The sequence below is a fragment of the Olleya sp. ITB9 genome (assembly GCF_001315805.1).
GTDB classification, from domain to species: domain Bacteria; phylum Bacteroidota; class Bacteroidia; order Flavobacteriales; family Flavobacteriaceae; genus Olleya; species Olleya sediminilitoris.
The window spans coordinates 54,177-71,023 of sequence record NZ_BCBW01000048.1; the positions used below are offsets into that span (position 1 = coordinate 54,177).

General features: G+C 32.0%; 17 protein-coding genes. 10 read left to right on the forward strand and 7 right to left on the reverse strand.

All coding sequences use genetic code 11. The annotated features are described in order from the left end of the window. Positions 1 to 12: 12 nt before the first annotated feature. Positions 13 to 1,017 (forward strand): sugar kinase, encoded by a 1,005-nt coding sequence (locus ITB9_RS13725; RefSeq protein WP_054852680.1) that lies wholly within the window; start codon positions 13 to 15, stop codon positions 1,015 to 1,017. Here ITB9_RS13725 and ITB9_RS13730 read toward each other — a convergent pair. Then, the gene (locus ITB9_RS13730) at positions 997 to 2,037 is read right to left on the reverse strand and encodes a LacI family DNA-binding transcriptional regulator (RefSeq protein WP_054852681.1); all 1,041 of its coding nucleotides are present in this window, start codon (positions 2,035 to 2,037) and stop codon (positions 997 to 999) included. The genes ITB9_RS13725 and ITB9_RS13730 overlap by 21 nt on opposite strands. A 137-nt stretch (positions 2,038 to 2,174) precedes the next feature. Here ITB9_RS13730 and ITB9_RS13735 point away from each other — a divergent pair, with 137 nt between their 5' ends. The 3 genes from ITB9_RS13735 to ITB9_RS13745 all read left to right on the forward strand — a co-directional run bounded on the left by ITB9_RS13735 (position 2,175) and on the right by ITB9_RS13745 (position 4,795). Further along, positions 2,175 to 3,221, forward strand: a complete 1,047-nt coding sequence (locus tag ITB9_RS13735; protein ID WP_028290173.1) for a sugar kinase — start codon at positions 2,175 to 2,177, stop codon at positions 3,219 to 3,221. A gap of 4 nt (positions 3,222 to 3,225) precedes the next feature. Further along, positions 3,226 to 3,891 (forward strand): bifunctional 4-hydroxy-2-oxoglutarate aldolase/2-dehydro-3-deoxy-phosphogluconate aldolase, encoded by a 666-nt coding sequence (locus tag ITB9_RS13740; RefSeq protein ID WP_028290172.1) that lies wholly within the window; start codon positions 3,226 to 3,228, stop codon positions 3,889 to 3,891. A gap of 64 nt (positions 3,892 to 3,955) precedes the next feature. Next, positions 3,956 to 4,795: a DMT family transporter gene (locus ITB9_RS13745; RefSeq protein ID WP_261975672.1), complete on the forward strand. Its 840-nt coding sequence runs from the start codon at positions 3,956 to 3,958 to the stop codon at positions 4,793 to 4,795. 2 nt (positions 4,796 to 4,797) lie between these two features. Here ITB9_RS13745 and ITB9_RS13750 read toward each other — a convergent pair whose 3' ends face one another. Further along, complete coding sequence (locus ITB9_RS13750; protein WP_054852683.1) at positions 4,798 to 6,039, reverse strand: 3-deoxy-D-manno-octulosonic acid transferase; 1,242 nt, start codon at positions 6,037 to 6,039, stop codon at positions 4,798 to 4,800. A gap of 120 nt (positions 6,040 to 6,159) precedes the next feature. Between ITB9_RS13750 and ITB9_RS13755 the strand changes: the two genes are divergently transcribed. The 3 genes from ITB9_RS13755 to ITB9_RS13765 all read left to right on the forward strand — a co-directional run bounded on the left by ITB9_RS13755 (position 6,160) and on the right by ITB9_RS13765 (position 8,795). Continuing rightward, positions 6,160 to 7,317, forward strand: coding sequence for a DegT/DnrJ/EryC1/StrS aminotransferase family protein (locus ITB9_RS13755; RefSeq protein ID WP_054852684.1), 1,158 nt, complete (start codon positions 6,160 to 6,162; stop codon positions 7,315 to 7,317). Positions 7,318 to 7,420: 103 nt separating this feature from the next. Then, on the forward strand, positions 7,421 to 8,440 hold the full coding sequence (gene galE, locus ITB9_RS13760) for a UDP-glucose 4-epimerase GalE (protein ID WP_054852685.1): 1,020 nt from the start codon (positions 7,421 to 7,423) through the stop codon (positions 8,438 to 8,440). A 163-nt stretch (positions 8,441 to 8,603) separates the two neighbouring features. Further along, entirely contained in the window at positions 8,604 to 8,795 is a 192-nt protein-coding gene (locus ITB9_RS13765; RefSeq protein WP_028290167.1) for a hypothetical protein, read from the forward strand. 33 nt (positions 8,796 to 8,828) lie between these two features. On the opposite strand, the gene lspA is transcribed toward ITB9_RS13765, so the two are convergent. From lspA to ITB9_RS13780, 3 genes are all read right to left on the reverse strand, one after another. Continuing rightward, entirely contained in the window at positions 8,829 to 9,311 is a 483-nt protein-coding gene (gene lspA / locus ITB9_RS13770; protein WP_036599966.1) for a signal peptidase II, read from the reverse strand. Then, entirely contained in the window at positions 9,311 to 10,204 is an 894-nt protein-coding gene (fabD, locus tag ITB9_RS13775) for an ACP S-malonyltransferase (RefSeq protein WP_054852686.1), read from the reverse strand. The genes lspA and fabD overlap by 1 nt, the downstream gene beginning before the upstream one ends. Before the next feature lie 85 nt (positions 10,205 to 10,289). Next, positions 10,290 to 11,846, reverse strand: coding sequence for an NAD(P)/FAD-dependent oxidoreductase (locus ITB9_RS13780; protein ID WP_054852687.1), 1,557 nt, complete (start codon positions 11,844 to 11,846; stop codon positions 10,290 to 10,292). A 119-nt stretch (positions 11,847 to 11,965) separates the two neighbouring features. On the opposite strand from ITB9_RS13780, the gene dnaG reads away from it, so the two are divergent. After that, positions 11,966 to 13,930: a DNA primase gene (gene dnaG, locus ITB9_RS13785; protein ID WP_054852688.1), complete on the forward strand. Its 1,965-nt coding sequence runs from the start codon at positions 11,966 to 11,968 to the stop codon at positions 13,928 to 13,930. On the opposite strand, the gene ITB9_RS13790 is transcribed toward dnaG, so the two are convergent. Then, complete coding sequence (locus ITB9_RS13790) at positions 13,913 to 14,548, reverse strand: response regulator transcription factor (RefSeq protein WP_054852689.1); 636 nt, start codon at positions 14,546 to 14,548, stop codon at positions 13,913 to 13,915. The genes dnaG and ITB9_RS13790 overlap by 18 nt on opposite strands. A 97-nt stretch (positions 14,549 to 14,645) precedes the next feature. Continuing rightward, positions 14,646 to 15,434, reverse strand: a complete 789-nt coding sequence (gene nadE / locus ITB9_RS13795) for an NAD(+) synthase (protein ID WP_054852690.1) — start codon at positions 15,432 to 15,434, stop codon at positions 14,646 to 14,648. A gap of 91 nt (positions 15,435 to 15,525) precedes the next feature. On the opposite strand from nadE, the gene gldB reads away from it, so the two are divergent. Together gldB and gldC are read left to right on the forward strand one after the other, a co-directional pair. After that, entirely contained in the window at positions 15,526 to 16,488 is a 963-nt protein-coding gene (gene gldB, locus ITB9_RS13800) for a gliding motility lipoprotein GldB (protein WP_054852691.1), read from the forward strand. Continuing rightward, a complete protein-coding gene (gene gldC, locus ITB9_RS13805; protein ID WP_054852692.1) occupies positions 16,488 to 16,841 on the forward strand; it encodes a gliding motility protein GldC in 354 nt (117 codons plus the stop codon). The genes gldB and gldC overlap by 1 nt, the downstream gene beginning before the upstream one ends. Positions 16,842 to 16,847: the final 6 nt, after the last annotated feature.

A 16,847-nucleotide genomic window follows, 5' to 3' on the forward strand; every position in this document is an offset into this window, starting at 1 on the left:
AATAAATAAAAGATGAGTCAAATTGTAACCTTTGGAGAAGTTTTAATGAGATTATCGCCTTTAGGTAATAAAAAATTTATGCAATCTAATCGCTTAGAATTTTATTTTGGAGGTACAGAGGTTAATGTAGCTATTTCAATAGCTAATTTTGGTGGAAAAGTAAAGCATATTTCTTGTATATCGGACGATTTTGTTGGAGACACTGCTATTTCTTATTTAAGAAAATTTGGAGTCAAAACAGCTTCAATTGTTAGATCAAGTAGGCCTTTAGGTGTATACTTTCTAGAAGTAGGTGCAGTTATGCGTCCTAGTTCAATTTCTTATAATCGATCTCATTCTTCTTTTTCTGAAATTAAACCTAGTATGGTAGATTGGGAAACGTCTTTAAAACAGTGTGCCTGGTTTCATTGGACAGGAATAACTCCTGCTTTATGTGAAGGTGGTTATCATACATTAAAAGAAGGTCTTGTTTTAGCTCAACAAAAAGGTTTGGAGGTATCTGTAGATCCAACTTATAGAAGTGGTTTATGGAAATATGGAACTAATCCAAAGGAAACTCTTTCCGATTTAATTAACTATTCCACTATTTTTATTGGAGGTATAAATGAAATTAATGAATTACTAGATACTAATTTTAGTTATTCAAATGAAGATTTTATCGAAGCTAGTAAACAGTTAATTAATAAGTTTCCTACTATTAAAAAAACCTTTGATAAAATTAGAACACCTATTAATGCGTCTTGGCATAAAATAAGATCAAGAATGTGGAATGGCAAAGAGTTTAGAGAAACCGAAGATTTAGATATCACTCACATCGTTGATAGAATTGGAACAGGAGATGCTTTTGCAGCAGGATTAATATATGGATTACAAAACTTTGATGATTATAAAGCTATGCAATTTGCAGCAGCTGCAAGTGCATTAAAACATACCTATGAAGGAGATGTTAATTTTTCAAATGTTAATGAAGTAATGAATATTTTAGAGGGTAATACTTCAGGACGATTTAACAGGTAGGTCTTTATTAGAAGATTGACGAATAATCAATTCTGATTTCAAAATATTTTTATTCAGACTTGGTTTCCATTGTTCGGTATTAATTCTTTTTATTAAGGTTTCGGCAGTTAGTTTACCTATTTTTTGACTGTGTTGATTTACTGTTGTTATTGAGGGACTAACAAAGGATGTAAATGGTTCGTTACCAAAACCAACTAAGCAAATGTCTTCAGGTACTTTTAAATTATTTTCGTTTAATATTTGAAGAGCACCTAAAGCAGCATTATCACTAGCAACATAAATTGCATCAGGACGCAATTTTAAATCTAATAATTGTTGCATTTTTAAACGACCATCTTCAATAGTTAAGCTACTTTCAATTAATAAATAGTCTTCTTGAGGTAAGTCATGTTTTTTAATAGCATCAATATAACCACGTATTCGGTTATTATATATACGTGTTCGACTAAAACCACCAATATGTGCTATGCGTTTGCAACCCTGAGTTATTAAATGTTCAACAATCATATGACTACTATCATAATCATCAATCCCAATGTAATCAACATTTAAATCATTTTCTCCTCTATCAAATAATACTAAAGGAATACCTTTAGATTTAATTTTCTCAAAATGAGATAAATCAACAGTTTCATTTGCCATAGAAGCGATTATACCATCAACTTGGGTGTAAAGTAGTGTGTCAATGCTGTCACATTCTTTTTTAAACGATTCGTTAGATTGCGTAATAATAATATTGTAACCTTTTTTATTTAAGACTTCTTCCATGTTTTGAATTACAGAAGAAAAAAAGTTACTATTAGTCCTTGGGACTATAACTCCAACCAGATTACTTTTTCCTTTTCTTAAAGCACTAGCTAAGTGGTTGGGTTGATAATTTAGCTCTTTAGCAACACGTTTAACAGCTGCTTTTGTTTTTAAGCTAATTCGTGAATCATCATGAAGCGCTTTAGATACTGCTGCAGGCGAAATATTTAAAACATTTGCAATGTCTTTTATAGTTGTTCTTTTTTTTTTCACCTAGTTTATATATATTTGCTTGAACGTTTAAGCAAAAGTATTATTAATACTTCAAAAATCAAAATATTAGTATTTTGATTTATTTTTTAAAATTTGGTTAAACGTTTAAGCAAACAATAACTAATTAAAAATATAGGATGAAAAAAGTAGTAACTTTTGGAGAAATCATGTTAAGATTAGCTCCACAACAATTTTTAAGATTTTCTCAAGCATCTAGTTTTGATGTTGTGTATGGAGGAGGAGAATCTAACGTAGCAGTATCTCTAGCAAACTATGGTGTACCTGTAGACTTTGTAACCCGTTTACCTAAAAATGATATTGGTGAATGTGCAATGATGGAAATGCGTAAAAGAGGTGTAGGAGTAGACAAAATTATATATGGTGGTGACCGTTTAGGGATTTACTTTTTAGAAACAGGAGCTGTAAGTAGAGGTAGTAAAGTGGTTTATGATAGAGCACATTCTGCTATTTCAGAAATCAAACCAGGAATGGTAGATTGGAAATCTGTATTTAAAGATGTAGCTTGGTTTCATTGGACTGGTATTACTCCAGCAATATCTCAAGGTGCTGCAGATGCTTGTCTAGAAGCTGTAAAAGTAGCTAGTGAAATGGGAGTTACTATTTCAACAGACTTAAATTATAGAGCTAAACTTTGGACATTTTGTGATGAAGCGCACAGAGAAAAAATAATGACCGAGTTAACTTCTTATTGTGACGTTGTCTTAGGTAATGAAGAAGATGCTGAAAAACACTTTAACATTAAGCCAGAAGGATTAGATATAACTACTCAAGGTCATGATGTAAAAGCAGAAGCATTTTTATCGGTTTGTAAACAAATGATGGAAAAATTTCCAAGAGCCAAAAAAGTGATTACAACTTTAAGAGGTTCAATTTCTGCATCTCATAACACTTGGGCTGGTGTTTTATATGATGGTAAAAAAATGTACGAAACACGTCAGTACCAAATTACTGATATTGTTGATAGAGTAGGAGGAGGTGATAGCTTTATGGGAGGATTAATCTACGGATTATTAAAATATCCAGAAGATGATCAAAATGCATTAGACTTTGCTGTTGCAGCTTCTTGTTTAAAGCATACAATTAAAGGAGATGCTAACTTAGTAACTGTTGCTGAGGTTGAAAAATTAATGGGTGGAGATGCTTCAGGACGTGTAGCAAGATAATATTATGGCAAATTTTACAAGAATACAAGTAGCAGAAGTTATGAAACAAACAGGATTAGTTCCTTTGTTTTATAATGGAGATTTAGAAATTAGTAAAGCGGTTGTAAAAGCGGTTTATGATGGTGGAGCAAGGTTATTAGAGTTTACTGCTCGTGGTGATTATGCTCATGAAGTTTTTGGCGAACTTAATAAGTACGTTACAAAAGAATTACCAGGAATGATAATGGGAGTTGGATCTGTAACAGATGCTGCATCAGCATCAAGATTTATGGCTTTAGGAGCTAATTTTATTGTGACTCCAGTTTTAAGAGAAGATATTGCAATAGTCTGTAATAGACGTAAGGTGATGTGGTCACCTGGTTGTGGGACTTTAACCGAAATCTGTAGAGCAGAAGAGTTAGGTTGTGAGATTGTTAAACTATTTCCAGGAGGAACTTATGGAGCCGATTTTGTTAAGGCTATCAAAGGACCACAACCTTGGACAAGTATTATGCCAACAGGTGGTGTTGCTCCAACACAAGATAATTTAGAAGCTTGGTTTAATGCAGGAGTTACTTGTGTAGGTATGGGATCAAAACTTATTGCTAAACAAAGTGATGGGTCTTACGATTTAGATAAAATTAAAGCAATGACAGAAAATGCTTTAAAAATTATTAGTTCACTTAAATAATACGTTATTTAGCAAACTTAAATATAACCCTTCAATTTAGTATTGAAGGGTTTTTTACTTAATCATGAATTACAATAAATCTATATTTTACATGATTATAAGTGCATTGGCTTTTGCACTTATGAATTTGTTTGTTAAATACCTTGAAGGCTTTAGCGTCTATCAAATTGTGTTTTTTAGAGCAATTGGGACCTTAGCTTTTACAATACCATTAATATTAAAACAGAAAATTCCTTTTTTAGGAACTCAAAAAAAACTTCTACTAATTAGAGCTGTTGTAGGTGTAATATCATTAACCAGTTTTTTCTTGTCATTAAATCATTTAGCTGTTGGTACTGCTGTTTCATTACGGTATACTGCACCAATTTTTGCTGCTATTTTAGCAGTATTTCTTCTTAAAGAAAAAATTAAACCATTGCAATGGATATTATTTTTAATAGCCTTTTTAGGAGTTTTGATTATTAAAGGTTTTGGAGAACAAATTAATACATCAGGATTAGTGCTAATATTTGTTTCTGCAATATCCAATGGATTAGTTTTTGTATTAATAAGAAAAATAGGAAAACAAGATAGCCCATTAGTAATCATAAATTACTTTATGCTAACCGCATTAATTTTTGGTGGTTTAATGAGTATTTCTAACTGGAAAACACCAAGTCAAATAGAATGGCTAATCTTATTAAGTTTAGGTGTTTTTGGATATGTAGGGCAGTTATATATGACTAAAGCTTTTCAGACAGGTAAAACCAGTATTGTTGCTCCTTTTAAATACGTAGAAGTTATTTTTACAATAGCAGTTAGTACCTTTTGGTTTTTAGAAAATTATAGTTTAATGGTGCTTTTAGGAATAGCCATAATAATTATTGCGCTTATTAGTAATACCCTATATGCATCTAAAAAATAAATCTAATTGTTTTGTTTTAAATAATTGGAAATCTTTAATAAAGCTCCTGTGTTTTTATTAATAAAATTTTGGTTTAGTAAACCAATTTTAGATCTAAAAGTATCATCTGTTATAAGTTTATTGAGATGCATTGTTAGTGTTTTTGAGCTGTCTATAGAAGTTACACCTCCATGTTTTATCATATCAAAAGCTTCAGGAAACTTACTGTAATTTTTACCAATTATTACAGGTATTCCAAAAACAGCAGGCTCTAGTATGTTGTGCAAACCAGTATTACCCATTGCACCACCAACATAAGCAATGTCAGCATAGCTGTAAACTTTACTTAATAAACCAATAGTATCTAAAATAAAAACTTCAAATTGTTTTAAATTTTGATGCTCTTTATTGCTAAATAATACAGATTTAACCTTCAAATTATCTTGTAAGGTTTCAATCTGCTTAGATTTTATATTATGAGGTGCAATTATAAATTTTAAAGGCTCTCCTTTGTAATTATTAATAAAATCTATTAGTAAGGTTTCGTCTTCAGGCCAAGAACTACCTACAACAATACACAATGTGTTATTTATAAAAGTCTCTATAAATGGTAAGTTATTATCAATTTTTAATTGATTATTAACGCGATCAAATCTAGTGTCTCCAGAAACGGTTACTTGATTATAACCAATAGAATGTAGTAGTTTTTTAGAGTCTTCATTTTGAGTAAAAATATGGTCAAAAGCAAATAAAGCTTTTTTGGTTTGGCTACCATACCATTTAAAAAACGATTGATTATCTCTAAATACTGCCGAAATTAGTATGGCATTTAATCCTCTGTTTTTAACTTGTGACAAGTAATTTGGCCAAATTTCATATTTTACAAAAACAGTAAGTTCAGGATTAACTATATCAATAAAGCGTTTAGCATTACTTTTACTATCTAAAGGTAGATAGACTACAATATCTGCAAACGGAGCGTTTTTTCTGATTTCAAAACCTGAAGGAGAAAAAAAAGTCAAAACAATTTTATGTTTAGGGTAGTCTTTTCTTAAAGTATTAAAAATGGGTAAGCCTTGTTCATATTCGCCTAAAGACGCACAATGAAACCATAATGTATTATCATCTTTACGTAAATTCTTTTCAAGAATACTAAAGGTTTCACGTCGTCCATCCACACCAAGTTTAAGCTTGTTGTTAAACAAACTTAATAGCTTTAAGACTAGTTTTGCTAATTGTATAGCTATGTTATAAAGTAAATTCACGTATCTATTTTTGCTAAAATAAACAATTCATTGCTTAGCGTTTGGTATTTTTGTAAATTCGATAATTATAAATTAAAAGTAAAACTAAGTTTCTAACATTAGTTTACCACATATTTAAGCATGAAAAAAATACAAATGGTTGATCTTAAAGGTCAATATGCAGCTATAAAAAACGAAGTCGATAGTTCAATTCAAGAAATTATAGATAACACCAGTTTTGTAAATGGGCCAAAGGTGCACCAATTTCAAAAAAATCTAGAAAACTATTTAGGCCTAAAACACGTCATCCCTTGTGCCAATGGTACAGACGCATTACAAATTGCAATGATGGGATTAGGTTTAGAACAAGGTGATGAGGTCATTACAGCAGATTTTACCTTTGCAGCAACTGTAGAGGTAATAGCATTGCTTAAATTAACACCAGTACTAGTAGACGTCAATCCTGATGATTTTAACATAAGCATAGACGCAATTAAAAAAGCCATTACACCAAAAACTAAAGCAATTGTACCAGTACATTTGTTTGGTCAATGTGCAAATATGGATGCCATCATGCAAATAGCAAAAGAGCATAATTTGTATGTTATTGAAGATAATGCACAAGCCATAGGTGCAACTTACACATCTACAACAGGAACAAAAGCAAAAGCAGGTACAATTGGTCATGTAGCCTCTACATCTTTTTTTCCATCTAAAAATTTAGGGTGTTATGGTGATGGAGGAGCCATTTTTACAAATGACGACGATTTAGCACACACCATCAGAGGAATAGTAAACCATGGTATGTATGAGCGTTATCATCATGATGTAGTAGGTGTAAACTCACGTTTAGACTCGATACAAGCAGCAGTTTTAGATGCCAAATTACCAAAATTGGATAGCTATAATAACGCACGACGTGATGCAGCTAGAAAATACAATGCAGCTTTTGCAGACGTGCCACAAATTACAACACCTAAAACAGTAAATAATTGTGAAGGTATTTGTGATACATGTGACTGTCACGTATTTCATCAATACACGTTAAAAGTAGACAATGTGGACAGAGACGCATTGGTAAAACATTTAAATGCCAATAATATACCATGTGGAGTATACTATCCAATTCCGCTACATTTACAAAAAGCTTATAAGGATGAGCGTTATAACGAAGCTGATTTCCCTGTAACCAATCAATTAGTGAAACAAGTTATTTCTTTACCAATGCATACCGAGTTGGAAGACGATCAGATACACTTTATAACAACAACCGTTAAAGATTTTATAGCAAATAATTAGGGCGTTACCACAAGGGTCGCGCTGTCCGCTTAAATCTTTTTTTTGCCATTTGTGGCAGCAAAAAAAAGGATACCGCTACCATCCCTAACGCACCAACCAGCCAATGAAGATACTAGTAACAGGAGGTTTAGGATTTATAGGCTCACACACTGTTGTGCAGCTTCAAAAAAAAGGACACCAAGTAGTAATCATAGATAATCTATCAAATGCCTCATTGGATGTTTTAAAAGGGATTGTAGCTATAACAAACCAAGCACCAATTTTTGAAAAATTAGATTTAAAAAATAAAGCAGCAGTTCAGCAATTTTTTAAATCACACCAAGACATAAAAGGGGTTATACATTTTGCAGCAAGTAAAGCAGTTGGAGAAAGTGTAAATAACCCTTTAATGTACTATGAAAACAACATAACAACCTTAACCTATTTATTACAAGAATTAGTAAAATTTAAAATTTCAAGTTTTATTTTTAGTTCTTCCTGTACCGTTTATGGTCAAGCAGATGTCATGCCAATTTCAGAGTCTGCACCAATAAAACCTGCACTATCACCTTATGGTAATACAAAACAAATTGGGGAAGAAATTATACAAGATACTTGTAAGATTAATGCTGATTTAAAAAGTATAGCCTTACGTTATTTTAATCCAATAGGAGCGCATCCATCAGCAAAAATAGGAGAGTTACCTTTAGGTGTTCCTCAAAATTTAGTCCCTTACATTACTCAAACTGCAATTGGTAAAAGACAGCAGCTGTCTGTTTTTGGTAGTGATTACCCAACAAAAGACGGAACCTGTGTTAGAGATTATATTCATGTCGTGGATATTGCAGATGCACATGTTGTTGCCTTGCAAAGATTATTAGACAATAAAAACAATAGTAATTTTGAAGTCTTTAATTTAGGTACAGGAAAAGGAAGTACAGTTTTGGAGGTTATTCAAGCATTTGAAACCGTTTCAAAACAAAAACTAAACTATAAAATTGTAGAACGTAGAGCAGGAGATGTTGTATCTGCCTATGCAGATACTTCAAAAGCAAATTCGGTATTAGGCTGGACAGCACAATATAATTTAGAAGACGCAATGCAATCTGCTTGGAATTGGGAAAAAGCAATTAACAGTGATTAATGAATCCTAAGTCAAAGTTGTCTTAAATTATCAATCTAATAATTTAAGCGCCTTTGTTTTGTTGTATTGATATTAATGTGCTGGTTAACAATATTTTAAACTTTGTGGTTCGTTATTGGTTAATATTCTTGTTTCCTTTGTAGCTAATGCAAATGATACAATAATGAAATTGATTACAGTAAAACGTCAGACAAGACAAGAAAACAGATTTGCTCCCAAAATGGGACGATTAAGCGCCAAAGTGACTTATATTAAAAAGCACATGTTAGGCATACCAATTCAAACGCTTCATAAATATCGTGAAACGTACTACGGAGAAGTTAAAGATTGCAGAGATTGTAACCTTGCTAGATAAATAAAAAAAGCCTCGATTTAATCGAGGTTTTTTTTATGCTTTTTTCTTAATAAAACTGCCAACTATTAAGCAGCCCATTCCTACCATTACGGAAACGTCAGCAATATTAAAAATTCCGGTTCTAAATACACCTCCCAAATCTATATGTAAAAAATCTGTAACAGATCCATACACTATTCTATCGTAAACGTTAGCAATTCCTCCACCAATAATACAGCAAAAACCAACTAAGGTCATCGTGTCCATGGTTTTATCTTTAATAATATGTCTTAATACTAAAGCTAAAACAACAATAGGAAGTATTAATAATAATGCAATACGTAATGTGGGACTAAAGTCACTACCCATACCTAAAAAGGCACCTTTGTTTTCAACATTATGAAGTGTAAAATACTGTCCAAATATTTCGGTTTCAGTTCCTGCAATAACATCTGCTCTAACAATAAATTTAGACACTTGGTCTAAAACTATGTTAAGCAGTATCAGTCCAATAATAAGTATGTTTCTACTACTCATTATTCTTTAATTTCAAGGGTTGCAGATGCCGTTTGTGCGTCTCTGTTTATTTTTTTTACTAACCCTTGTAATACTTTTCCAGGACCAACTTCAGTAAATAAAGACGCTCCATCTGTAATCATTTGTTGTACAGATTGTGTCCAACGTACAGGAGCTGTTAATTGAGATATTAAATTGGCTTTAATTTCATTTTCATCAGTAATTGCAGTCGCAGTTACATTTTGATAAATAGGACAATTAGGTTTGCTAAAAGTTGTGTTTTCAATAGCTGCAGCTAATTCTTCTCTAGCAGGTTCCATCATTGGAGAGTGAAACGCACCTCCAACTGGTAACATCAAAGCACGTCTTGCTCCAGCGTCCTTCATTGCTTCACAAGCACGTTCTACAGCGCTTACTTCTCCAGATATTACTAATTGTCCAGGACAATTATAATTTGCTGCAACAACAACACCTTCAATTTTAGAACAAATGTCTTCAACAACATTATCTTCTAAACCTAAAACTGCTGCCATAGTACTTGGTTGTAACTCGCAAGCTTTTTGCATGGCTTGAGCGCGTTGTGAGACTAATTTTAATCCATCTTCAAAGCTTAATGCTTCAGAAGCTACTAAAGCAGAGAATTCGCCTAAACTATGTCCTGCAACCATTTCTGGTTTAAAACTGTCACCTAAAGTTTTTGCTAAGATTACAGAATGTAAAAATATAGCAGGTTGTGTCACTTTAGTTTGTTTTAATTGTTCAGCAGTACCTTCAAACATAATGTCAGTAATGTTGAAACCTAAAATTTCATTAGCATCTTCAAATAAATGTTGTGCTTCTGGTGAGTTTTCGTATAAATCAAGACCCATTCCAGTAAATTGAGCGCCTTGACCAGGAAATATATATGCTTTCATTTGTGTGTTTTAATATTTTAAACAAAAATAGGGAATATATCTTAAAACCATAATTGGTTTTAGGTCTTCTATTTTATCCTTAAATTTATAATTGTTTTGTTGCAGCTTCAGCACAACGTTCGCCATCCATTGCTGCACTAATAATTCCGCCTGCATAACCACCACCTTCACCACACGGAAAAAGATTTGTAATTTCTGGATGTGCTAAAGTTTCTGTCCTTGGGATACTAACAGGTGATGAGGTACGTGACTCCACACCAATAATATTAGCTTCTTCGGTATAGTAACCTTTCATTTTATCGCCAAAAGCTTTAAATCCTTTTCTTAATGAGCTTCCTATCAATTTAGGAAACAAACTATGTAAAGGTGCACTTTTTAAACCTGGTTGGTATGAGGTTTCATTTAAACTGTTAGATAACTTGCCTTCTACAAAGTCTGTCATGCGTTGTGCAGGAGCTATTTGACTTCGTCCTCCAGCGGTAAAAGCTAATCGTTCTAAGTCTTTTTGAAATTCTAATGCTTTTAATGGACCAAAGTGTTCGTATTTTTTAAGATCACGATCAGCATTAATTTCTACTACAATACCAGAATTAGCAAATTTATTATTTCGTCTAGAAGGAGACATTCCGTTAACTACAACTTCACCATTTGCAGTTGCAGCAGGTACAATAAAGCCACCTGGACACATGCAAAAACTATAAACACCACGTCCATTTACCTGCTGTACTAAGCTGTATGAGGCAGCTGGTAATAAATCAGGTCTTGGACCTTCACAATGGTATTGAATGCTGTCAATAATATGTTGAGGATGTTCTGCTCTAACTCCCATTGCAAAAGATTTTGCTTCAATAGCAATCTTTTTATCGTGTAGTAAATTAAAAATATCTCTTGCAGAGTGTCCTGTAGCTAAAATTACTTTGTCAGTTATTAGTTCTTTTCCATTTTGCAGTTGGATGGTTTCAATTGTATTATCTTTAATAGTAAAATCTGTAACACGTGTATTAAAGTGGACCTCTCCTCCGTATTTTATAATGTTTTCTCTAATGTTTTGTACAACTTTAGGTAATTTATTTGTCCCAATGTGTGGATGCGCATCTACTAAAATTTGATCGGTTGCACCATGGTAAACTAGGTTTTCAAAAATACGACGTACATCACCACGCTTTAAGCTTCGTGTGTATAATTTACCATCACTATAAGTGCCTGCTCCACCTTCTCCAAAACAGTAATTAGAATCTTCATTTACAAAATGGTCTTGATTAATAGCTTTTAAATCGCGACGTCTATCTTTAACATTTGCACCACGTTCTAAAACAATAGGTTTAAAACCAAGTTCAATACAACGTAAAGCAGCCCACATTCCTGCTGGTCCAAAACCAATTATGTGTATTGGTTTAGCTTTAGAAACATCTTTGTAATCAAAAGTATAATCAGAGGTTTCTGGTACAGGTTGATTTATAAATACTGAAACTTTATAATTGAAAATAATTTTAGGTTTTCTGGCGTCAATGGATTTTCTTAACACCTTAATCCCTGTGATTTTATCTCTTGAAATAGATAGCCATTCCGCAGATTTTTTAATTAAAATATCTGGAATTTCCTCTTCTTTTAAAGAAACACGTAATTGAATGTCTTTTACCATACTGCAAAATTAATCAAATTTGAGATAAAAGTCTTATTGTAAATTTTATCTTATTAAACTATTTGTTATTGGTCATTACATATTACTTTTGTGGTCTACAATTTTTAAAATAAAAGACTTTGATTTCTAAATCTACCATTGACCAAGTATACGAAACTTCTAGATTAGAGGAGGTTATTGGCGATTTTGTTCAGCTTAAAAAAGCAGGAACTAATTTTAAAGGTTTAAGTCCCTTTTCAGACGAGCGTTCGCCAAGTTTTGTTGTCTCACCTGTTAAGCAAATTTGGAAGGATTTTTCTAGTGGAAAAGGAGGAAACGTTGTTGCTTTTTTAATGGAGCATGAACATTTTACTTATCCTGAAGCTATTAAATATTTAGCTAAAAAGTATAATATTGAAATTGAAGAAACAGAACAGTCTGATGAGCAAAAACAAGCTCAAGATAAACGTGAAAGTTTATACTTAGTTAGTGAGTTTGCTAGTAAGTATTTTCAGAATATATTACTTAATACAGATCAAGGTAAGTCTATTGGATTAAGCTATTTTAAAGAGCGAGGTTTTACAGATGAAACTATCAAAAAATTTAATTTAGGATATAGTTTAGACCAATGGAGTGCTTTTACTGATGCAGCTTTAAAAAAAGGTTATAAACTAGAATTTTTAGAAGCAACTGGATTAACTATTGTAAAAGAAAACAAACAGTTTGACCGTTTTAAAGGTCGTGTGTTGTTCCCAATACAAAGTATGAGTGGTCGTGTTTTAGGTTTTGGAGGACGTATACTAACTAACGATAAAAAAGCAGCTAAATATTTAAACAGTCCAGAAAGTGATTTGTACCATAAAAGTAAAGTTTTATATGGTATTTATAATGCAAAGCAAAGTATAGCTAAAGAGGATAATTGTTATTTGGTAGAAGGTTATACAGACGTTATTCAGTTTTATCAAACAGGAATTAAAAATGTTGTGTCTAGTTCTGGTACAGCTCTAACAAGCGATCAAATTAGATTGATTAATCGTTTGACAAAAAATATAACGGTATTATTTGATGGTGATGCAGCAGGTATGCGTGCCTCTTTAAGAGGTATCGATTTAATTCTTGAACAAGGTATGAATGTAAAAGTTTGTACTTTTCCTGAAGGCGAAGATCCAGACAGTTTTGCAAAGTCAAATACACTTGAAGAATTAAAACAATATTTAGATGATAATGCTAAAGATTTTATACAATTTAAGGCTTCGGTATTATATGAAAGTGCTAAAAATGATCCGATAAAAAAAGCAGAAACCGTTAGAGATATTGTTAATAGTATTGCTAAAATTCCGGATAGAATTAAAACCGAAATTTATATTCAAGAGTGTGCTAGAATCATGGATATTAGCGAAGAAGTACTGTTTACTACCTTAGCACAATTAACAAAAAAAGAAGAAACAGAAGGTGCTAAGCAATCTAAAAGTGCAAAACCAAATCAAGCGTTTGATGTTATTAAACCCCAAGCTCCTGTTAAAAAGGTAGATGTACAATACGAGCTTGAACGTAAAATAATTGAAATTTTATTACTGTATGGTGATCGTACAGAGGATTTTGAAGATCTAATATTGAAAGAAAACGATAAAGGTCATCTTGAGTTAGAGCCAATTATACAGCAATCTAAAGTATTTGAAAAGGTGTATTTGGACCTTCAAGAAGACGAAATGGAGTTTTTAAACCCAATGTTTAAGGATATATATTATGCTATAATTGAAGCTTTAAATCAAAATCCTGAGTTTAAAATTGAAAATATTATAAATACTATAGATCCTATTTTAGCTTCAGAAATCACTTCTATTTTAATGGAAGACGAACGTTATGAGCTATCAGATTGGGAGCGTAATAATATTTTTCCTAAGACAAAAAAAGACACAGTATCACAGCTTGTAAGTGAAACTATTTTGACATTACGTTGTTTTTTGATTGATCAAAAGGTAACGCAGTTTCAAAGAGAAACCCTTCAAGATAAAACTATGATAAACCGAGAAATCCTTGAAGAAGTCAAGGATTACTCAGGTTTAAAAATGTTATTGTCTAGAAAATTAAATAGAGCTTTGTAGCTCTAAGCTTTTAGATTGATTAACTAAATCAATTAGATTAGTTACATTAAGTTTTTTCATTAACCTAGCTCTGTAGGTACTTACTGTTTTTTCATTAATCTCTAGCTCTTGTGCTATTTCTTTGTTTCGTTTTCCGTTAGATAAAAGTTTTAAAACTTCTACTTCTCTAATAGATAACTTTTTGTAGTACGTGTTTTTGCCAGAATTTTTATCTAAAGCTATTTTTTTAGAAAGGTTAGGACTGATATAAATTCCTCCTAAATATACCTTCATAACAGCTTCTTTTAGCGTTATTAAGTCTGTTGACTTATTAACGTAGCCATCAGCACCAGCTTTAATAGCGCTTATAGCATAAACCTCTTCTTGCTGTGCACTGTAAATAATTACCTTTAAGTCAGGATATTCTTTTTGAATACGTCTTAATACGCTAATTCCATTAAGCTTAGGTAAGTCGATTTCACAAATTAAAATGTCAGTAGTATACTGTTTTAAGGCGTCAAATATAGCGTCGCCATCTGCAACAGTCTGGACAATTTTAATGTCTCTAGAGTTTGCATAAATCAATTCCAGTCCCTTTGTAACAATGGGATGTTGATCTGCAACCATTAGTTTAACCATGGTCAAATTGTTTTTTAAAGTACTTTTTAAAAAAAGTACAAGTTATAGAATAATAATAGCATCGTAAAGGTATGTAAAATTATACTATTTATGACGTTTAGATTAAATCTTTAGGAATTTCGCAAACAGGAATTGGATTCATTTTATGTAAGTTACTGGTATTGTATCTTTTAAATATTTTGAAAACTTCTTTTTCTCTTCCTTCAAAGTCATTTTCTGTTTTTCTTTCATCATTCATTGACATGGCCCATTCCAATTCTGGATAAGATGCACCAATTTGGTCTTCGTCACTTCTAGCATCACCAAACAGCCCATCACTAGGTGCAGCATTAATAATAGATTCTGGTACCTTTAAAAATTGACCAATAGTATACACTTCGCTTTTAAGTAAATCAGCAATTGGGCTTAAATCTACACCACCATCACCATATTTTGTGTAAAAACCAACACCAAAATCTTCTACCTTATTACCAGTTCCAGCAACTAACAAACCTAATAAACCAGCATGGTAATATAAGGTTGTCATACGTAAACGTGCACGTGTATTAGCTAAAGCCATATCAACAGTAGCTTGTTGACCTTCAAGAGAGACCTCAGTTTTAAACTCTTCAAAAACAGGAGTTAAGTCAGATACTATTCCCTCTACATTTGGATAGCGTTCTTTAAGTTGTTTAATGTGTTCTTGACCTCTAGATACATGACTAGCAGCTTGGTGTATTGGCATTTCAATACATAAAACTTTTAATCCAGTTTCAGCACAAAGGGTAGAGGTTACAGCACTATCAATACCACCAGAGATCCCAACAACAAAACCATTAACTTTTGCGTTAGTAGCATAGTCTTTTAACCATTTTACAATATGTTTAACAACTTTTTCTGTTTGCATAATCAAAGAATTTTAAGCAAAGTATAGTACCTTTGCCTAACAAAAATAAAGCAAACCCATTAGTAATAAAAATTAAGAGACCTTAACTTTTATGAGAGTATTCATTTTAATAGTATCATTATTTTTTTTATTGTTTTCTTGTCAAGATGACAATAAGCTTGAAGCGGAAATTTCAAAAATTGATATTAATGTAAATATAGAACGTTTTGATATCGCTTTCGCGGAAGCTGAGCCAACCAATTTACCTGCTTTAAAAGCCAATTTTCCGTTTATGTTTCCAAGACAATATGATGATGCGTTTTGGTATAATAAAATGCAGGATACATTACAGCGACAATTAAGTGAAGAGACCATAAAAAAGTTTCCTGCTTTAAAAACTGAAACAAAAGACATAAAAAAAATGTTTCAGCATTTAAAATATTACTTTCCTACTTTTAAAACACCACGAATAATAACAACAACCTCTGACGTAGATTATAAAAATAAAGTTATTGTTACAGACACAATTGCAATTGTAGAGTTAGATACTTATTTAGGTAACGACCATTTTTTTTATGAAGGCTTACAATCCTATATAGTAGCAAACATGACGCCTGATCAAATTGTAGTTGATTTAGCAAATGCTTATGCAGAAAAATATGTTTTAAACAGCAGACGTAAACACCTTTTAGATGAAATGGTTTATTTTGGAAAACTACTATACATAAAAGACAAGGTCATTCCGTTTATTTCAGATGCTCAAAAAATAGGATATACACAGCAACAATTAGATTGGGCTTTTGCAAATCAAGAGCAAATATGGAAATACTTTATCCAAAAAGAACTGTTGTACAGTACAGACTCTAAATTACCAAATCGATTTATCAATCCTGCACCATTTTCAAAATTTTATTTAGCAGAAATTGATAACGAATCACCAGGTAAAATAGGGCAATTTATAGGTTGGCAAATAGTAAAAGCATACATGAATAATAATGATGTGACTTTAAACGAATTACTAAATACGCCGGCACAAACCATTTTTAATAAATCATATTATAAACCAAGAGAATAATGGCTAATAAAACTTCAGAAATTACATTAACAGTTCAGTTAGACGAAAACAAAGTTCCAGAAAAATTAAACTGGACAGCTCAAGATGGAGGTATTACTAATGCAGAAGCAAAAGCAATGATGTTATCTGTTTGGGATAGTGCTGCTCAAGAGTCTTTACGTATTGACTTATGGACAAAGGATATGCCAGTGGATGAGATGAAAGTGTTTTTTCATCAAACATTAGTAGCTATGAGTAATACTTTTAATAGAGCAACTCAGGACGAAAAGATGACAGCAACCATGAAAGATTTTTGTGACTATTTTGCTGAAAAGTTAGAGCTTAAAAAATTAAGTTTTCTAAATTATTTATAATAAAAA